This is a genomic window from Peribacillus acanthi, assembly GCF_003073175.1.
Lineage (GTDB): Bacteria > Bacillota > Bacilli > Bacillales > DSM-1321 > Bacillus_BN > Bacillus_BN acanthi.
In genome coordinates, this window is the sequence record NZ_QBBX01000027.1 from 17,984 (window position 1) to 33,951 (window position 15,968).

Annotated in this window: 15 protein-coding genes and 1 pseudogene; 7 read left to right on the forward strand and 9 right to left on the reverse strand. The window is 36.1% G+C overall.

From position 1 onward, the window contains the following. Positions 1-42 precede the first annotated feature (42 nt). The 3 genes from DBX25_RS19070 to DBX25_RS19080 all read left to right on the forward strand — a co-directional run bounded on the left by DBX25_RS19070 (position 43) and on the right by DBX25_RS19080 (position 2,553). Entirely contained in the window at positions 43-636 is a 594-nt protein-coding gene (locus tag DBX25_RS19070) for a TetR/AcrR family transcriptional regulator (protein ID WP_108672347.1), read from the forward strand. 391 nt (positions 637-1,027) lie between these two features. After that, positions 1,028-1,480 carry a CarD family transcriptional regulator gene (locus DBX25_RS19075; RefSeq protein ID WP_108672361.1) on the forward strand — a complete coding sequence of 151 codons (453 nt, stop codon included), beginning with the start codon at positions 1,028-1,030 and terminating at the stop codon, positions 1,478-1,480. A 467-nt stretch (positions 1,481-1,947) separates the two neighbouring features. Next, entirely contained in the window at positions 1,948-2,553 is a 606-nt protein-coding gene (locus DBX25_RS19080; RefSeq protein WP_108672348.1) for an NUDIX hydrolase, read from the forward strand. A gap of 34 nt (positions 2,554-2,587) precedes the next feature. Here DBX25_RS19080 and DBX25_RS19085 read toward each other — a convergent pair whose 3' ends face one another. Next, complete coding sequence (locus DBX25_RS19085) at positions 2,588-3,784, reverse strand: MFS transporter (protein ID WP_108672349.1); 1,197 nt, start codon at positions 3,782-3,784, stop codon at positions 2,588-2,590. Positions 3,785-4,107: 323 nt separating this feature from the next. Between DBX25_RS19085 and DBX25_RS19090 the strand changes: the two genes are divergently transcribed. Next, positions 4,108-4,464 carry a winged helix-turn-helix transcriptional regulator gene (locus tag DBX25_RS19090; protein ID WP_108672350.1) on the forward strand — a complete coding sequence of 119 codons (357 nt, stop codon included), beginning with the start codon at positions 4,108-4,110 and terminating at the stop codon, positions 4,462-4,464. 80 nt (positions 4,465-4,544) lie between these two features. Then, a pseudogene (locus DBX25_RS19095) lies at positions 4,545-4,721 on the forward strand (bifunctional metallophosphatase/5'-nucleotidase); the annotation flags it as partial. Positions 4,722-4,752: 31 nt separating this feature from the next. On the opposite strand, the gene DBX25_RS19100 reads toward DBX25_RS19095, so the two are convergent. From DBX25_RS19100 to DBX25_RS19135, 8 genes are all read right to left on the reverse strand, one after another. Beyond that, entirely contained in the window at positions 4,753-6,669 is a 1,917-nt protein-coding gene (locus DBX25_RS19100) for a 3'-5' exonuclease (RefSeq protein WP_108672351.1), read from the reverse strand. Positions 6,670-6,856: 187 nt separating this feature from the next. Continuing rightward, the gene (locus tag DBX25_RS19105; RefSeq protein WP_108672352.1) at positions 6,857-8,236 is read right to left on the reverse strand and encodes an MBL fold metallo-hydrolase; all 1,380 of its coding nucleotides are present in this window, start codon (positions 8,234-8,236) and stop codon (positions 6,857-6,859) included. Positions 8,237-8,260: 24 nt separating this feature from the next. Next, positions 8,261-8,641 carry a YidH family protein gene (locus tag DBX25_RS19110; protein ID WP_108672353.1) on the reverse strand — a complete coding sequence of 127 codons (381 nt, stop codon included), beginning with the start codon at positions 8,639-8,641 and terminating at the stop codon, positions 8,261-8,263. 27 nt (positions 8,642-8,668) lie between these two features. Continuing rightward, on the reverse strand, positions 8,669-9,025 hold the full coding sequence (locus DBX25_RS19115; protein WP_108672354.1) for a rhodanese-like domain-containing protein: 357 nt from the start codon (positions 9,023-9,025) through the stop codon (positions 8,669-8,671). A gap of 139 nt (positions 9,026-9,164) precedes the next feature. Next, positions 9,165-10,289, reverse strand: a complete 1,125-nt coding sequence (locus tag DBX25_RS19120) for an MBL fold metallo-hydrolase (protein ID WP_108672355.1) — start codon at positions 10,287-10,289, stop codon at positions 9,165-9,167. A gap of 403 nt (positions 10,290-10,692) precedes the next feature. Next, on the reverse strand, positions 10,693-11,712 hold the full coding sequence (locus DBX25_RS19125) for a DUF3231 family protein (RefSeq protein ID WP_108672356.1): 1,020 nt from the start codon (positions 11,710-11,712) through the stop codon (positions 10,693-10,695). A 92-nt stretch (positions 11,713-11,804) separates the two neighbouring features. Then, positions 11,805-12,647 (reverse strand): TIGR03943 family putative permease subunit, encoded by an 843-nt coding sequence (locus DBX25_RS19130; protein ID WP_108672357.1) that lies wholly within the window; start codon positions 12,645-12,647, stop codon positions 11,805-11,807. A 12-nt stretch (positions 12,648-12,659) separates the two neighbouring features. Beyond that, complete coding sequence (locus DBX25_RS19135; protein WP_108672358.1) at positions 12,660-13,550, reverse strand: permease; 891 nt, start codon at positions 13,548-13,550, stop codon at positions 12,660-12,662. A 375-nt stretch (positions 13,551-13,925) separates the two neighbouring features. On the opposite strand from DBX25_RS19135, the gene DBX25_RS19140 reads away from it, so the two are divergent. Then, on the forward strand, positions 13,926-14,828 hold the full coding sequence (locus DBX25_RS19140) for an ABC transporter permease subunit (RefSeq protein WP_108672359.1): 903 nt from the start codon (positions 13,926-13,928) through the stop codon (positions 14,826-14,828). Beyond that, entirely contained in the window at positions 14,828-15,745 is a 918-nt protein-coding gene (locus DBX25_RS19145) for an ABC transporter permease subunit (protein WP_108672360.1), read from the forward strand. The genes DBX25_RS19140 and DBX25_RS19145 overlap by 1 nt, the downstream gene beginning before the upstream one ends. The last annotated feature ends 223 nt before the right edge of the window (positions 15,746-15,968 follow it).

A 15,968-nucleotide genomic window follows, 5' to 3' on the forward strand; every position in this document is an offset into this window, starting at 1 on the left:
TGTCAATATTATTTTAAATTTTCTGAAAAAGAGTGAATTCCTATGAATCTTAGACAGCAAAAAGCAATGCAAACAAAAAAGAAAATCTCAAAAGTGGCTTTAGAATTGTTTAATAAAAAAGGTTTCAGCAATGTCACCGTTGATGAAATCATTGAAAAAACCCAGACTTCAAAAGGTGCTTTTTATAATCATTTCAAAAGTAAGCATGATATCTTTTTAGAAAAATTCAATGAAATTGATAAATATTACATTGAGGAGCTTTTGCCTCAAATGCAAACAATGGATACAGCTGAACAGAAATTGAAGTGGTTCTTTTCTATGCAAATGGATTACATTGAAAAAGTATTTGGATGGGACGTCACCCGCACAATATATGAGCAACAATTAAACACAGAAAGAGAATCTTTCTTCTTAATTCCTGATCGGCCGCTTTATCAAATCCTATTTGATTTATGTGTTGAGGGACAAATAAACAATGAATTACGTGACGATTTGACACCTGAACAGATGGTTACTTTCTTCGCAAGAGTAATAAGAGGAATTGTATATGATTGGAGCATTAACAAAGGAAATTTTCCATTATCTGAGGAACAAGAAGAATTATTTGGAGTTGTAATCCGTGGTTTAAAAAAATAAACGCATATCAAGCAATTACGAATGACGTTTTTCATCCGATTCTTTTTTCTCGCTTCAGTAAAACAGATAAAATGATTTTAGAATACTTATAAATAGCCAATCTTTAGCACTGGCGATAACTTAGTTTCACTATATCTAATCCTAAAAGTGGCATCGACTTAGTACTTAATTCTTTGCTGTCAATTTATACATCTTTATGTGTAAAAACAAGCCCAAATGGCTTACAGTGCTTCACAAAACGGCCTAAATTATTTTTTTGTTGACATTCCAATTATTTTAGTGATATTATAAATAATTTTGATTAATTAACAGTTATGTGTTACTCTTAAATAGGTAACCACATAGGGAGGTCGATTATTTGTTTCAAATTGGCGATAGTATTGTTTATCCAATGCATGGTGCAGGTGTGATTGAAGGCATTGAAGAAAAAGAAGTTCTAGGGGAAACAAAACAGTATTATATGATAAGAATGCCAATCAATAATATGCAAGTAATGATTCCTATGGGAAACATTGAAAAATTACGAATTCGAAGTATTTCAGACATTTCAATGATAGAGAATGTAATGGACGTATACTACAACGGTGAGACCGATCATTCACTTTCCTGGAAGCAAAGGTACACAATGAACATGGAAAAGATGAAGTCCGGGGACTTTCTGGAGGGTGCTGAAGTGGTACGAGACTTATCTCGTCTTAATAAAGCTAAAGCACTAAACTCAAGTGAAAAACAAATGCTCGATAACGCTCGTAAATTTTTCATCAGTGAACTTGGATTAGTCAAAGGCATTTCACAAAGTGAAGCGACTGAGTTACTAGTACTCGAGCCCGATACAATTCAATAAGGTAAAATCAACATAGACTCTTTTAACAACTAAAACCTCTGTATCTGCCCCCGAAATGTCGGTAGATACAGAGGTTTTTGGTTTGACTTTTTTCGTATACACGGTAGTTTTTTCAATTTAGTTTGTCATTCGATTACTACCAGAGGTACTTGCTTACCTTCTCGCGTTCAGCCAGTAGGGACGCCCGGTATTCTTGCCCCTGATTGTTTTGTTTTATGCTCAAAATTCGGCCATTTATTATTGTAAACCCGACAAATAAAATTGCATCCACTTAAAAAATAATCGTTCATCCTCGAAATAAAATCGATTATTCCATAATATCGATTTTATGACAAAATACATCTCAGGAGAACGAGGTCCATTGCATTTCCCTCACTTCGCATCCATTAATAATCACCATCTATATTTCTGATTTACTGCTATAATAATGGTAGTAAAATTTTGGAATAAGTAAAGGAGCCTCACCTATGCAATCCGAACACATCAAAATTTTCGACGACCAACACCGTGAGCTTGGCGTTGCTACCCGTGATGAAGTACATAAACTAGGTTATTGGCACGAGACGTTCCATTTTTGGTTAATTAAAAAAGAAACGGATTCCTACCAAATCTATTTTCAGATACGTAGTAATACCAAAAAGGATTACCCTAACTTGCTTGATATCACAGCTGCTGGTCATCTACTAGCACACGAAACAACCGCGGACGGAATCAGAGAAGTCGAAGAAGAGATTGGAATCAAAGTGACAAAAGAGGAACTCGTTTCTCTTGGCGTGATTAAGAACCCAATTATTACGGAAAAATTAATTGATAAGGAATTCAGCCATGTGTTCTTATGGGAAACTCCAAATGAACCAAACTTTGTACTTCAGAAGGAAGAAGTGTCTGGTATGGCCAAGGCTGATTTCCTAGAGTATCATGATTTATGCTTAGGAATCACACCACAGATGTCTATTGAAGGCTATCATAATGGTTTACCATTTACAAAGACTGTCACCTTGAAAGACTTCGTCCCTCATGATCCAGGCTATAATGAAGCAGTTGTAAAAACTATCCATTTCCATATCAAATAGAGAAAAGAACCACTTCTGTGGTTCTTTTCTCTGTTTATTTAGATTTTCTTTCAATTGACCCACTCCACAGTGTCAGCAACACCGCTCCAAACACCATGACTCCCCCAATCCAAGGAGTATGGATGAGTCCAATCGTATCAACCACAATCCCACCTACAAAAGCTCCAATCGCTATTCCCACATTGAAGGCAGCAATATTCAAAGCCGATGCAACGTTCACAGCAGCAGGAACATAGCGTTCCGCTAGCTTCACGACCAAAACTTGTAGTCCAGGCACATTCATGAATGCGAATAATCCTAATAAAAAGATTGTGATAAGTGCAACGAATTTATATGGGGCTGTAAAAGTAAGAATAACTAAAATGATTGTTTGGATAAGGAACATCCAAGAAAGTGATCCTAATGGATTTTTATCAGCTGCTTTCCCCCCAATGGTATTTCCTATCGCGACTGCAATTCCATACACTAACAAGATGATACTGACTACGTTAGGTGTAAATCCAGTAATATCTTGAAGGATTGGCGTCAAATAAGTAAAGGCGACGAATGTCCCTCCATACCCAAGTGCTGTGATGGCAAAAGCCAACAACAATGGACCGCTTTTCAAAATTTTCAATTGATCGCTGAATGAGGATGGTGGTGCATCCTTAATATTTTTAGGAATTAAAATCGCACTTGCAATGATTCCAATTATCCCTAGTAAAGCGACACCTCCAAAGGTCGCCCTCCAACCGAATGATTGTCCAATAAAGGTTCCAAGTGGGACTCCTGTAACCGTTGCAACCGTTAACCCAGTGAACATGAAAGCAATTGCACTTGCTCGTTTGTCTTCTGGTACTAAATCAGCAGCGATTGTTGAACCAATTGAGAAAAATACACCATGGGAAAAAGCAGTGATAATCCTTGCTACTAGCAATAACCCAAAGCTTGTCGACATAGCCGCTACTGAATTTCCTATGATAAATATGACCATTAGTAACATTAATAATGTTTTTCGGCTCATTTTATTCGTTACTGCTGTTAAGATTGGTGCTCCAAATGCGACTCCCATCGCATAGCCAGAAATTAATAAACCTGCTAGGGTGATAGAAATATTTAAGTCATTTGAAATGGTCGATAATAATCCTACTGGAACAAATTCTGTTGTACCGATTCCAAATGCACTAATTGCCAATGCTAAAAGGGCTAATGTCCCACCCTTTTTCCCATGTGCTTGTATATGTGAACTCATCGAAATTCCTCCTATACGTTGTTGATTATACAAAGATGGTTGATGAAGGCGCCTTTCATCTCGTGCTCTGTTTGCTATTATGAACCCTAAACTCCCATAGCGGAAGTACGCACTTTAAAGTGCCGCAGATACTTTTTTGGTATATAGGTACTTTAAAGTACCCTATACTAACTTAAAAACCGTAGAGGTATAATAGAGCTAACACTTTTTCGAAGTACCTACAGTTTGCTATTATGCATGCAATCGTTCATATTGAGAAGTACGCACTTTCAAGTTCTATAGGCACTTTATAGTTCCTTTTGATTACTATAAGGAGGATTAAGATGAAAAAATATAATATTCCAGTAGAGGCTGCTCTAGATGTTATCGGGGGAAAATGGAAAGTCGTAATCCTTTGTCATTTGATCAAAGGAAAAAAACGTACGAGCGAATTAAAAAAACTAATGCCTGGCATCACCCAAAAAATGTTAACTCAACAGCTACGTGAATTAGAGGACGATGGCGTCATTCTGAGAGAGGTTTATAACCAAGTACCTCCGAAAGTGGAATACTCCCTGACCGACTATGGATGGTCACTCAAATTCATACTTGACTCCCTATGCGCTTGGGGAGAGCAACACATTGAAAAGGTCTATCCCAATAAAGAAGAAGTACTTGTCCAATCAGATTTTGGGGAATAATAATAGCCATGTAATAATGCATGGCTTTTTTTCATGGATACTGTTCGGGGAGTTTGTCTCCCCTTCAATTGGAAGGATAATATGATGTAGTTATGAACAATTACCGGGCAGGTGGCGTTGGCGGATACACGATGTTTAAAGATAAGCCAGTCCTCAAGGAAATTCAGATTGATATGACTGAGATTATTGCTAATTATATCCTGGAGAGAAAAACCATAAAGGCAACTTGTGATCCTAATTGGAGAGTTGTTCTGTAAAACTAAGAGACCACTAATTTTCAGTGGTCTCTTAGTAATCTTTAACTGACAAAATTTTTGATTGAGTTCTTGCATTTTTTACGGAATCTAAATATTGAGAAAACATAGATTCATTAGAATAAGTTAAACACAAATATGTTTGTGCCCTTGTCATGCCAATATATAATAGAGACACTTCTCTTTCAACATCTTCTTCTAAAGCAAATGGCATATTGTGGATACCTACTATAAATACAGCTTGGAAATCCAATCCCTTACTTGAATCAATCGTAGATATTTTTACATTACCATCATTCTTATCATATGAGCGCTTTGAATATTCATTTTCAGTAAGCCAATACACTGGAATACCCTCTGCCGTAAAAGCACTTAATATACTATCAATATAATTTGTATATTTATCTTTTTTAACTCTATATAATACAAGCATTTGATCGTATGGAATTTTATGTAATTCATGAAGCTTTTTCATCTGTTTTGCTACTAATAATAATTCTTCTTTAAAGTTGTTGGCTTTATAAATGGCAGGTTCTGGACCCTTTCTTCTGGTACTTTTAGGCGTGATGATTTCACCTTCAAACCCCCTTGAAACTACCTTATTTTTCAAGGATGAATTCTTTTGATAGAAATCCCATGCAAAGTTTACGATTTCTGCGGAATTCCGGTAATTAATTGTCAACACCTTGGAACGTCCCTGGAAATTCAATCCTGTGTCCTGTACGTAACTTCTCTTTCTTTTATAAATGTTTTGAGCCCTATCTTCTACCAGTAGTAAAGATTGAGTAGAAGGGTTTAAAAGCTTACTGACAAGCAATAACCAATCCTGTTCAAAATCTTGAGCTTCATCAATTAAGATAGCGTCATATTGTGGAAGAATGGTTTCCTGTCTCTCTAATTTCTCTAGCAATAATGGAATTTGCCTTTCATGAATACGAAGACAATTTTTTAACCAAGCATGAAAATTAAATACCTCTATTCGATGGTTGACCTTTTTTTCTACTAAATTATCCTTAAAATCGAAATCAAATAAATCTCTTTGCTCCTCAAACATATGCTCAATCATGTGTTGGATTGTGTTTGAAAGTGAGATATTATAACATAGTATCAGAATTTTCCAATCAGGATTTTCTTTTGCCAACAGCTTTGCTCGGCTGGAAAGTATTAATGTTTTTCCACTTCCCGCAACTCCTCTAATTAAACGGTTTTTATCACCCAATTGCTTTGCAAGATTTTCTTGATGCAAATCCATCGTTTTAATATCATGCAAAGATAATAAAATCTGATCTTGATAAGGAACAACTTGTTTGAATTCAGCACTGATTCTTACTTCTGGGAATAAATGATACCTTATAGATTGTATATCCTCATAAGAGAGTAAATTCCTTAACCTATATGAGGTGACAAACATATTTAATAATTTCTCCATTAAATTTTCTTCAGAAAAGGATTCATTTTCCGGATCAATTTCATCCCGCATCAGTGAAAATTGAGGACTGATAACAGAATACAAACCGTTTGCAACGAAATCCTGTTGAGTACATCTTGTAAAAACTGTACCAAAACCATATGGAAACTTTAATTGAAATTTATATGGTCCATCATGATGAATTAAATTCACATCTTTTTTTAGAGCATCAGCTATATGAAAAATATAATCCCTTGCCTGCCTCAACGGGCTCTTCACAGTAACTTGCTCACTTTTGCCATTGACTATGGTCCATTCATCATGATTTACCATCATAATGGTATTTTTTGTATAGTCCTTCACTTCTAAAACAAGAATTCCAAGATCAGGTCCCACAATTACAAAATCCGGACGCTTACCTCGAATCTCAGGTTCGTAATATACGATATAATCATCTGGTAAGTAACTCTTTAATGTTCTAAACAATAGTCTCTCACCAGCTGTTGCCGAGGACCGAATCGTCTCAGGAACTGTTATTGCCACAACCCTCACTCCTAATGTATTTTCCTTAATTTTAACAAATATTGTCTATAAAGAAAGAAGTTTGTCCCAATTTGTATGCTTTTGGATGAATCTTCTTGTAACTTAAATCAAATCAAGACCATTTTTCATATTACAGCATTTCACGAAAAAAAAGAGAAGCGCATCCTACGCTTCTCTTTAACACCCCTTATTCAACCGGTAATCCCTGTTTCTCCCACGCTTCAAATCCGCCTGTCATGTTTAATACATCTTTAAAGCCATTGGCTTGAAGAACACTTGTGGCAATAGCTGAACGAGCTCCTGATTGACAATGAACGATCAAGGTTTTGTCTTTTGGCAATTTCTCCAGATGATCGGATAAAGTTCCTAACATAAAGTGATGTGCTCCTGGAATATGACCTACATTCCATTCAGATTGGTTCCTTACGTCAATCATATAGTAATCGTCTTGTTCTAGCAGTTTCTTGGCAGCTTGAACGGTTACACTTTCGTATGTTTCCACTCCAGCTTTTAGAGTATCAGCTTCAACATAACCCGTAATTTGGTCCAAACCTATTGATTCTAATGACCTCTTAATCTCTTTTAACTTTGCTTTTTTTGTAACTAACACAATATTTTTATCATAGCTTAATAGCCATCCCGCCCAATTTGTGAAAGAACGGTTGTATGGTAGATTGATAGTTCCTTCGATATGACCTTCTGCATACTCGTTAGCTTCACGAGTGTCGACGACTGTTACTCCCTTTTCAACAGGTATGGATACTTCTGGAGTTTCTGCTTTATTTACCAATGCTGGTCCCAGTTTATTTTGTTTCTTCATTTCAGCAAAATACTTCGGAGGTTCTGGTTGATTTTTCAATAATTCTTGAACGAATTCCTTCTCATCTTTGATTTGAAACGCCCAGTTGAATTTCTTTTCATAGCCTAAAGTGGTCATTGGTACCGCTCCTAGAGATTTACCACATGCACTTCCAGCTCCATGAGCAGGCCACACTTGAAGAAAATCAGCAACCTTTTCTACTTTGCGAAGTGATTCGAACATTTGAATAGCTCCGCTTTCAGACGTTCCTGCAACACCCGCCGCTTTTTCCAATAGGTCCGGACGGCCGACATCACCAACAAACAAGAAATCCCCAGTAAAAATCCCTATTGGTTCATTCGCTCCTCCACCAATATCAGTCAGTAAGAAAGAAATACTCTCAGGAGTATGTCCAGGTGTGTGAAGAACCTCAAATTTTACATTACCAACAAAAAAGGTAGAGCCTTCCTTCAATAGTTCATGGTTGTACTCCCCAACATATTGATATTTCCAGTCTTGGTCCCCTTCGTCGGATACATAGAGTTTTGCTCCAACACGTTCTGCAAGCTCCCTTGCACCAGATAAATAATCAGCGTGAATGTGCGTTTCCGTTACAGCTGTCACTCTTAACTTTTCCTTTTTAGCTACTTCTAAATAGGGCTCAATATTTCTTGCTGGATCAATGACAATCGCTTCTCCCGTTCTTTGGCAACCAACAAGATAAGACATATGAGCAAGCTGTTCATCAAAAAATGATTTAAAATACATAACCATTTCCTCCTCAAAGTTATCCTAGATTATCTTCCAAACAACTAAATAATAAGCACCAAAAATTAGAAAAATAAGCATTAATAAAGTAGTTAAGAAAACTATTAAAATACGAGAAAAGGTGAACCTATCTACATTAATGTCTTTCCCTTTTCTAAAATAACTAATAGTGGTTAAAGCCAATGTGATAATTCCTACCAAAATGGAAGCAAGTCCAATGATTTTAGCTAAAATATCTCCAGTTGCAAATTCATTCGTTAAGGTTGTAAAGTGTAGATTCGTAATCAAGAATCCCACTCCGATAATGGTAATACTAGTCCTGACCCACGCAAGATAAGTACGCTCATTCGCTAGATGCTGTTGAATATATTTAGAATCAATGGTTTTATCTTTGCCTTCTTCCATCGAAGACACCTCACTTTGTGGTTCATTCTACCATGCACTCATGCCGCCTTTAACGTTAGTTACTTTTGTGAATCCTAATTTTTTTAATTCTTTGCTTGCTTTATTGCTTCGCATTCCACTTTGGCAGATTACTACTACTTCCTTTTCCTTTGAAAGGGTACCCGCTCTTCCACTTAACAAGTGTAAAGGGATATTCTTGAATTCTTTAATATGATTTACTTTGTACTCTCCAGGCGATCTAACATCGATAAATTGTTTATTTTTATCTTTTAATTGTTGCTTCAATTCTGTTGTCGTAATATGGTTGATTCCTTTTGCTGGAAGTATTCTTGGTAGGAAGAATCCAATAATTAGTGCAATAATTAATCCATTTATTAACGTCATATCAATTATCACTCCCTGAAATTAAAATACCTTATGGGGTATATAATAATCTATTAACGAATAGTTGTCAACAAGTCGTAGTGGAGTGCTAAAAACCATTTAAAAACAAGGGATACCCAGTTAGGTACCCCTAGTCATCCTATCTGACAGCACATCGATTTGGTCCGATTTCCATTTCCCTTTGTTGCTCGAGATCTGGGATGATTTTTCCCATATTGGTTTCTCGAATTTCTTGGTAGGAATTCGGTTGTGGTGGAAGATTTTCACTTACAGTTACTCTAAATTCCTCGTCATCTTCAATATTCAGTCCATGATTCTGTTTATATAATGTACCTAGTTTTTCAGACACACTTCCATCATCATTCATTTCATTGATACCCATAAAATGAGCAGGCAGCACGAGTAAGTCGTCTGCTAACACTTTATAACGTTTATAAAGTGTTTGTCTTAAGTCACTGACCCAATCCTGTGCTTTACCCGCTAAGTCGGGTCTTCCAATCGAATCAATAAATAAGATATCCCCCGACAGTAAATATTGGTCATCCACTATAAATGACGTACTACCAATAGTATGTCCGGGAGAATACAGGGCTTCAATCTCTACGCTCCCTATCATTACCGAATCTCCATCGTTTATTGGATTATAAGAAAATGTCACTTCTTCTGCATCCTTTGGTGGAAGGTAATACCGTGCATCCATTTTTTCAGCTAACTGTCTTCCCCCTGAAATGTGGTCCGCGTGAAGATGTGTATCAATCAAGGCCTTCAAACTGACATTTTTACTCAACAAGAAATCTTCATACTGTTCAATCATTCGGTTTGTGTCAACAATGGCACCTTCTCCATTGGATTCGATTAAATATGAGAGGCATCCTTTACCAATTCGGACAAATTGATAAATTGATCCACCACTTTTTAAATCTCCTACTTTTATTGGTTCCAGATATTCACTCCACACTTTCATTCCTCCAGCGATAGAATAAACATTCACAAAGCCCGCTTCCTCGATTTGTTCTGCGACAAATTCTGAGGAGCCTCCTTTTGCACACACCACATAAATATCTTTATCCTTTGGAAGCTTATCCTGGATGGAATCTATTCCTTCTAGCAATTCAAAATATGGAGCGTTAATAATTTCAACATTCTTCCCCTCGATTTTCCAATCATCAAAGTCATCCGTATTCCTCGCATCAATAATGAACAAATCATCATGGTTTAGAATTTTTCGAACAAGATCTTTTACCGTGATTGTTTTTACACTCACTGTTTCCACCACCTTTAAAAGATTAAACTCATGAACTTTATAGAACACTCCTTCGTTCTTTAGTATTGTAAAGAAGCCGTAATCAATTCATTAGTAAATTAACAAATGTTGCACATCTTTTTATCCTCCGTTTAACTTGGTTATTGAAATATGTCCCATTTCATTTATAGGGTTAAAGGGAATGGAGAATATATTAATTTGATGATGGATGAATATGGACTCTCTTCCCCTATATACTCAAATGAAACTTACAATATCCCAATAAACAGGGATATATGAATCCAACCAGTAGCAAAAAATCAATCCAATCGTTGAAACTGGATGAAGAAATGATGAAACAACTTATGTAAGAATTAGAATAAGAATTAATAAAGGATCCCTGCTGCGCATGAGATCCTTTTTACTACTTCAAGCCTTTATTTTTTGCCAAAGCTTCTCTGTCCTGTGTCCCTGGAGGCTGCTCTAACCAATTGTTTTGTATCATCAAGAAGGCACCATCTTTTGCATACTGACCGATTTCTAGTGATAGCCTTTCGTAATTTAGCACTAAATCTGTTCTTTGACTAGCTGCAGCTGCGGTTGCATAGTTCCCTGTTCCAGCGGCATTTAAAAGTGACATATGGAACATAATCAGTTTATCCGAAAACGTTTGAGTTGTGGAATTACTTACACAAACATCGGGTGACCCGGGAACGGTAATATTATTGTCAACCAACACTTTCGAAAACACCTTAATATGCTTGTCTGAAATATCTTTTCCTCTAAGTAAAAACTGTTGAACCTCTTTCGTTGGTGATGTTTGAGCAAAACTTAAGGCAAGTTTCGTTCCGATGGCATTGGTTTGGACGTTCATAAATAAATGGGAGATTTCAACCGAATTAAGCGGTCTCGGATTATTGAGGATTTTCACTCCACTAAAGTACTTCTTCGTATCGATATAATCCGTTTCTTTTGGAACCTCAATATAGGGAGGCTTAATGTAAATTCCTTTAGCAAGAGCGATGTGTATCGTCTTATCATAAAGAACAGACGTTTCAGTGAGACCCTGTATAAAATACTCTCTAATATCCTCTCGAACGCTCATGGATACAAAACCACCATAAGCCAGAAGTCCAGTCTTCGCCATATGATTTACATAAGTTAAACAAAATGTATCCGAAAAAAGACAAGGTGCATTCATATTCACATCTCTCTGTGTAAAGCCATTTGGTTTAGCATATTGCTCATTGAGAAAAATCGCCTCTAGTTTTTCCAAATGCGACAAAGAAAGATTATAGGCAATCTGGACACCTTTTTTGATATCAGGATCCTCAATATGCTGAAGCATAAACCCCAGAATGCATTTTGCCATGCTGTCGTTCATATAAGCGGTCCATAATACAGCAATTTCAGACGCAACGAGCTTTATATGAGAATGATTCATAGTAAATCCTCCATACTAACACAATGATGATACAATTACTTTTACCAAAAGCTTCAACATTATGTGTTCACAGATTAGGCAACTACATTCATTCAATTCCGATATACATAAGGATCTTCTGGCTTTTCAACCTTCTCCCAATCTTCCACCTTTAATACAGGAATCGTGGATTTAAAAGGCTGATAATATTGTGAAGAAATCTTTCCTTTAACTGAAATCCATTCATCATTCTTCAAGTTTATTTTTTCGGGAAATTCCACTAACATGCCAAACACACCTGAATCAGCAATACAATGTATGACCCCAAACCTTAAGACAAACAATTGACGTTCGCTTATCGCATCCCCTTTGAATGTGAAACCCTTAAAAGTAACAATATCTCCCATAAATTCACCAGGATAATTATAGAGAGTTTCCATCCCCTTTAAGTAATCCTCTTCTTTTAACGAGATAACATTTTTAGAGGAATAGAGTTTCAACTCTTTTTTCATGATTTCATCATAGCCTTCTTTTCCATAATAAATGCTAGTATCCGGACGCAAATATTGTCTGACAGCATATGGGTCATCTGTTTCCATCCCTTTAAAGGAAAAGCCTTTTGCTTTTACTATGTTTGAATCTAGTGTAGCAATTGGAAAAAAGAATCCTGTGACTAGAGGAAAGATAAATATGACATATATCCCGATTCTTTGAATTAAAGGCTTATTATCTTCATGTTCTTGGTCGTGATCACAACCATCATGACATTCGTGCCCCTGTTTTCCATCGTTCTTCAAATAATAATAGCCTTGTACAATGGTTAGGATACATAAAATAAAAATTGCAATATAAGATAAATACGAATATTTCATATTGATGTATTTATTTAGATCTCCACTCGCATGGAGGTGAAAAAAATAATAGGTAAATGCCATTAAAATCAATGTTCTAAACATATCTTCCCTCCTTTACAGTAAAAGTGAACCAATTAACACTAAAAACGCAATATAAGAGATTAAGACAAACACAAATCTTTTCTTAAAAGTACCTAACATCATAAGCATATTTTTAATATCCACCATCGGACCAAATACCAAAAAAGCGATCAATGACCCAGTTGCAAACGTACTACTAAAGGAGGCTGCGATAAAAGCATCAGCCTCTGAACAAAGTGATAGCACAAATGCCATTCCCATCATGACAAGTGAGGATGACAATTCATTTTGCCCGATTGCTAATAAGGTTGAAGTTTTTACGAAAGTCTGCATGGAAGCAGCAATTAAAGCTCCAATGAACAAATATTTCCCAACAGAAAAAAACTCATCGACTGAATGTCGCAAAGTACCTGTCAGTTTATCGATGAATGTTTTTCTTATTTGATGATTGTGTTCAGGTTTTGTGAATTTATCTAGTAACTGATTGTCTTTGTACTGGTACGATAGAATGATTCCAATTGTTATGGACACAATTAATGCTAGGCCACCTCTATAAAGCACCATTTTCCAATCGTTACCAAAAGCGATGTATGTGGAAAAGAGTACGATTGGGTTTAATACAGGAGCCGTTAACATAAAAGCGATTGCTGCGTGTAATGGAACTCCTTTTTTTAATAATCTCCTAGTAACTGGAACGATTCCACATTCACATGCTGGGAAGAAAAAGCCGACTAAACTAGAAAATAAAACTGCCAAAAAACGATTTTTAGGGATAACCCTAGCGATCATCTCTTCAGAAACAAACATCTGAATCGAACCAGATATCAAAACACCTATTAATACAAATGGGATAGCTTCTATTAAAATACTAATAAAAATCGAATTTAATTGTAAAAAGGACTGTGCCAAATATTGCACCTCCATTAGACTAAATCATGAACTACATCATATTAGCACAGTAAGGGTAATGGTTAACAATTTTTAGTATCCACTATTTACAAGATTTACTACATGCTTCACATTTCTAACAACCTTGTAACTTTTTTACTAACCTTAGACCCCAAGCCAAATACTCTATGGGCTCATAATAGAATTATCACTTCAGTAAATTTTATTACTTTCTATTTAACTTTCCCTACAAAGCAACTAACTGTTCTATATTTTTTACTTTCAAAATGCTACGAAATTCTAAAAATAGGAATTTTTTTACTTTTATTTTGTAATATTTGTCACAAACGTGTTATAATTTTCATTATATTAAAAATATTTAGATAGAATTCAAACAAAGGGGGTTATGGTTTGGTTTGGCAAATCACCAAAAGTTTCCTTATTTTTCTCTTAATACTGACCGGATTTATCTTAATCCTTTTACTACCAAGAGAAAAAGAGGTAGTGGTTTTTTCTGTTCATCATGTAGAAACTAAGTATCCATTTAGTTTTGAACTATATAAGGAAAGAATCGATGATTTTATCCATCACTTCCAAACTGAAAAAGGCTTCGGAACAGTAGAAAGAACGGGCATACCCATTAAAGATGAAGTTAAAGAAATGCTCGGAAGAAGTATTAAAATCGTCATCCCTTCCTTTATAATAAGCGTCTCATTGGGCATACTCTTTGGAGTCGTAAGGTTTTATAACAGAAGCAGGAAATTAGGAAAGATACAAGCTACCCTTTCTTGGTTTTTTTCCTCGATCCCTGACTTTTTTCTTTATATCGCAATCCAGTACATGTTTATCAAATTGATACGGGTTGGATTCCCTCATTTTAATTTGTACGGAAGCGATCAGTGGTATAGCTTTATTCTACCTTTATGTGCAGTCAGCCTGTTTCCCTTTATTCATATGTCCAATTTCACAACCGCTGCCTTGGAAAATGAAATGGGACAGGAATATTTACGAACCGTCTATGCAAAAGGCTTAGATAAAACCAAAGCTCTAGTGCACATGCTTTGGAATTGTTGGTCTACTTTACTGAATCAGACTCAATTAGTGATGCTATACATATTATCTAGCTTGCCAATCATCGAAAAATTGTCTGGGTATAATGGTGCGGGATATCAATTATTGCAAAGCATTCTGGAAAATGAAGAAGCAAGAGCATTAGCTTATATGCTTCCTTTTTTAGGATTCATGTTCGCTGCTATGGTTCTTACGCAAATTTTAAAGAATGTTTTAGTTCCTAAGGAAGCGAGGGGAATGTAATGAGAGTATTCAACCACATAAAAATGAATCCTCTTTTATGGCTGGGGTTAACCATGTTGGCTGCTTTAGTTTACGTGACTTTTTTTGGAAAATATTTGCCGGTGGTCGATCAAAAACTGAACACCATTTTGTATGTAATGGATGAAAATAAAAAGCCTATAATTCCTCCATACCCTCCTTCTGAAGAGCACTTAATGGGTACTGACACTAAAGGTAGGGATATGCTAAGCTTACTCGTCATGGGTGCAAAAGAAACCATGGCGATCATCGTCCTTATTACACTCATACGTTATCTAGTTGCCATACCATTAGCTTTTTTAGCTCATAAGAATATTTTAGGGGCAAGAACCATCTTGCAATGGTTGAACGGATTTCTATCCTATATCCCAACCATTGTTGTCGTAATTTTACTTGTAACCCTCCCACCAATCCTCACGACAGATATCCGACCAGTGTATATCATCCTTATACTCGCGTTCGTGGAAATAGGTAGAGCGGCTGATATGATTAAATTAGAATTCGATGAGCTGTCTTCAAAGGAATTCATTAAAGCGGGTATTGCGAGTGGGGCAACCCCCTTTACCATGCTGAAAACCTACTACCTACCATTCCTTTATGGAAAAATCGCTGTCTATATGATTACTGATCTAGGGCGTGTACTTTTCATATTGGGTCAGCTAGGATTCATTGGTATCTTCATCTCGCAGGAACTGGTTCAACAAGTAAGTGGATTATCCAAGCTAGTTAATAATTCTATTACTTGGCCAGCTATGTTCATTGATGCCTTCAATGATATTCGTGGACCGATTTGGATCCCATTCTTCGCAGCACTTGCCATGACATATACAATTTTCACCTTCAATTTGATCGCACAAGGATTGCAAAACTTATTTAAGAAAAAAGTACGGTTTATTTGAACAAATTAAATTGTTCACCACTCGTCACTACGTCGACTTTCAAAGGATGCTCCCTTTTTCATTCTAACGGGTTCTCTTTTGAGGTGCAAAATCATAAATAACAGTACAAATAACGTAGTAAAAAGCATGGTGATTAGCAAGATTAAGTCCATATAATTGTGTAAAAAGAAAAGAGTCATTTTACTCCTTCTTGGCTACAATGTTTTCAACGACGATAAACAAT

Coding starts and splice junctions, on each gene's coding strand:
- DBX25_RS19070 (WP_108672347.1), top strand. CDS start 43: ATGAATCTTAGACAGCAAAAAGCAATGCAAACAAAAAAGAAAATCTCA.
- DBX25_RS19075 (WP_108672361.1), top strand. CDS start 1,028: ATGCATGGTGCAGGTGTGATTGAAGGCATTGAAGAAAAAGAAGTTCTA.
- DBX25_RS19080 (WP_108672348.1), top strand. CDS start 1,948: ATGCAATCCGAACACATCAAAATTTTCGACGACCAACACCGTGAGCTT.
- DBX25_RS19085 (WP_108672349.1), bottom strand. CDS start 3,784: ATGAGTTCACATATACAAGCACATGGGAAAAAGGGTGGGACATTAGCC.
- DBX25_RS19090 (WP_108672350.1), top strand. CDS start 4,108: ATGAAAAAATATAATATTCCAGTAGAGGCTGCTCTAGATGTTATCGGG.
- DBX25_RS19105 (WP_108672352.1), bottom strand. CDS start 8,236: ATGTATTTTAAATCATTTTTTGATGAACAGCTTGCTCATATGTCTTAT.
- DBX25_RS19110 (WP_108672353.1), bottom strand. CDS start 8,641: ATGGAAGAAGGCAAAGATAAAACCATTGATTCTAAATATATTCAACAG.
- DBX25_RS19115 (WP_108672354.1), bottom strand. CDS start 9,025: ATGACGTTAATAAATGGATTAATTATTGCACTAATTATTGGATTCTTC.
- DBX25_RS19125 (WP_108672356.1), bottom strand. CDS start 11,712: ATGAATCATTCTCATATAAAGCTCGTTGCGTCTGAAATTGCTGTATTA.
- DBX25_RS19130 (WP_108672357.1), bottom strand. CDS start 12,647: ATGTTTAGAACATTGATTTTAATGGCATTTACCTATTATTTTTTTCAC.
- DBX25_RS19135 (WP_108672358.1), bottom strand. CDS start 13,550: ATGGAGGTGCAATATTTGGCACAGTCCTTTTTACAATTAAATTCGATT.
- DBX25_RS19145 (WP_108672360.1), top strand. CDS start 14,828: ATGAGAGTATTCAACCACATAAAAATGAATCCTCTTTTATGGCTGGGG.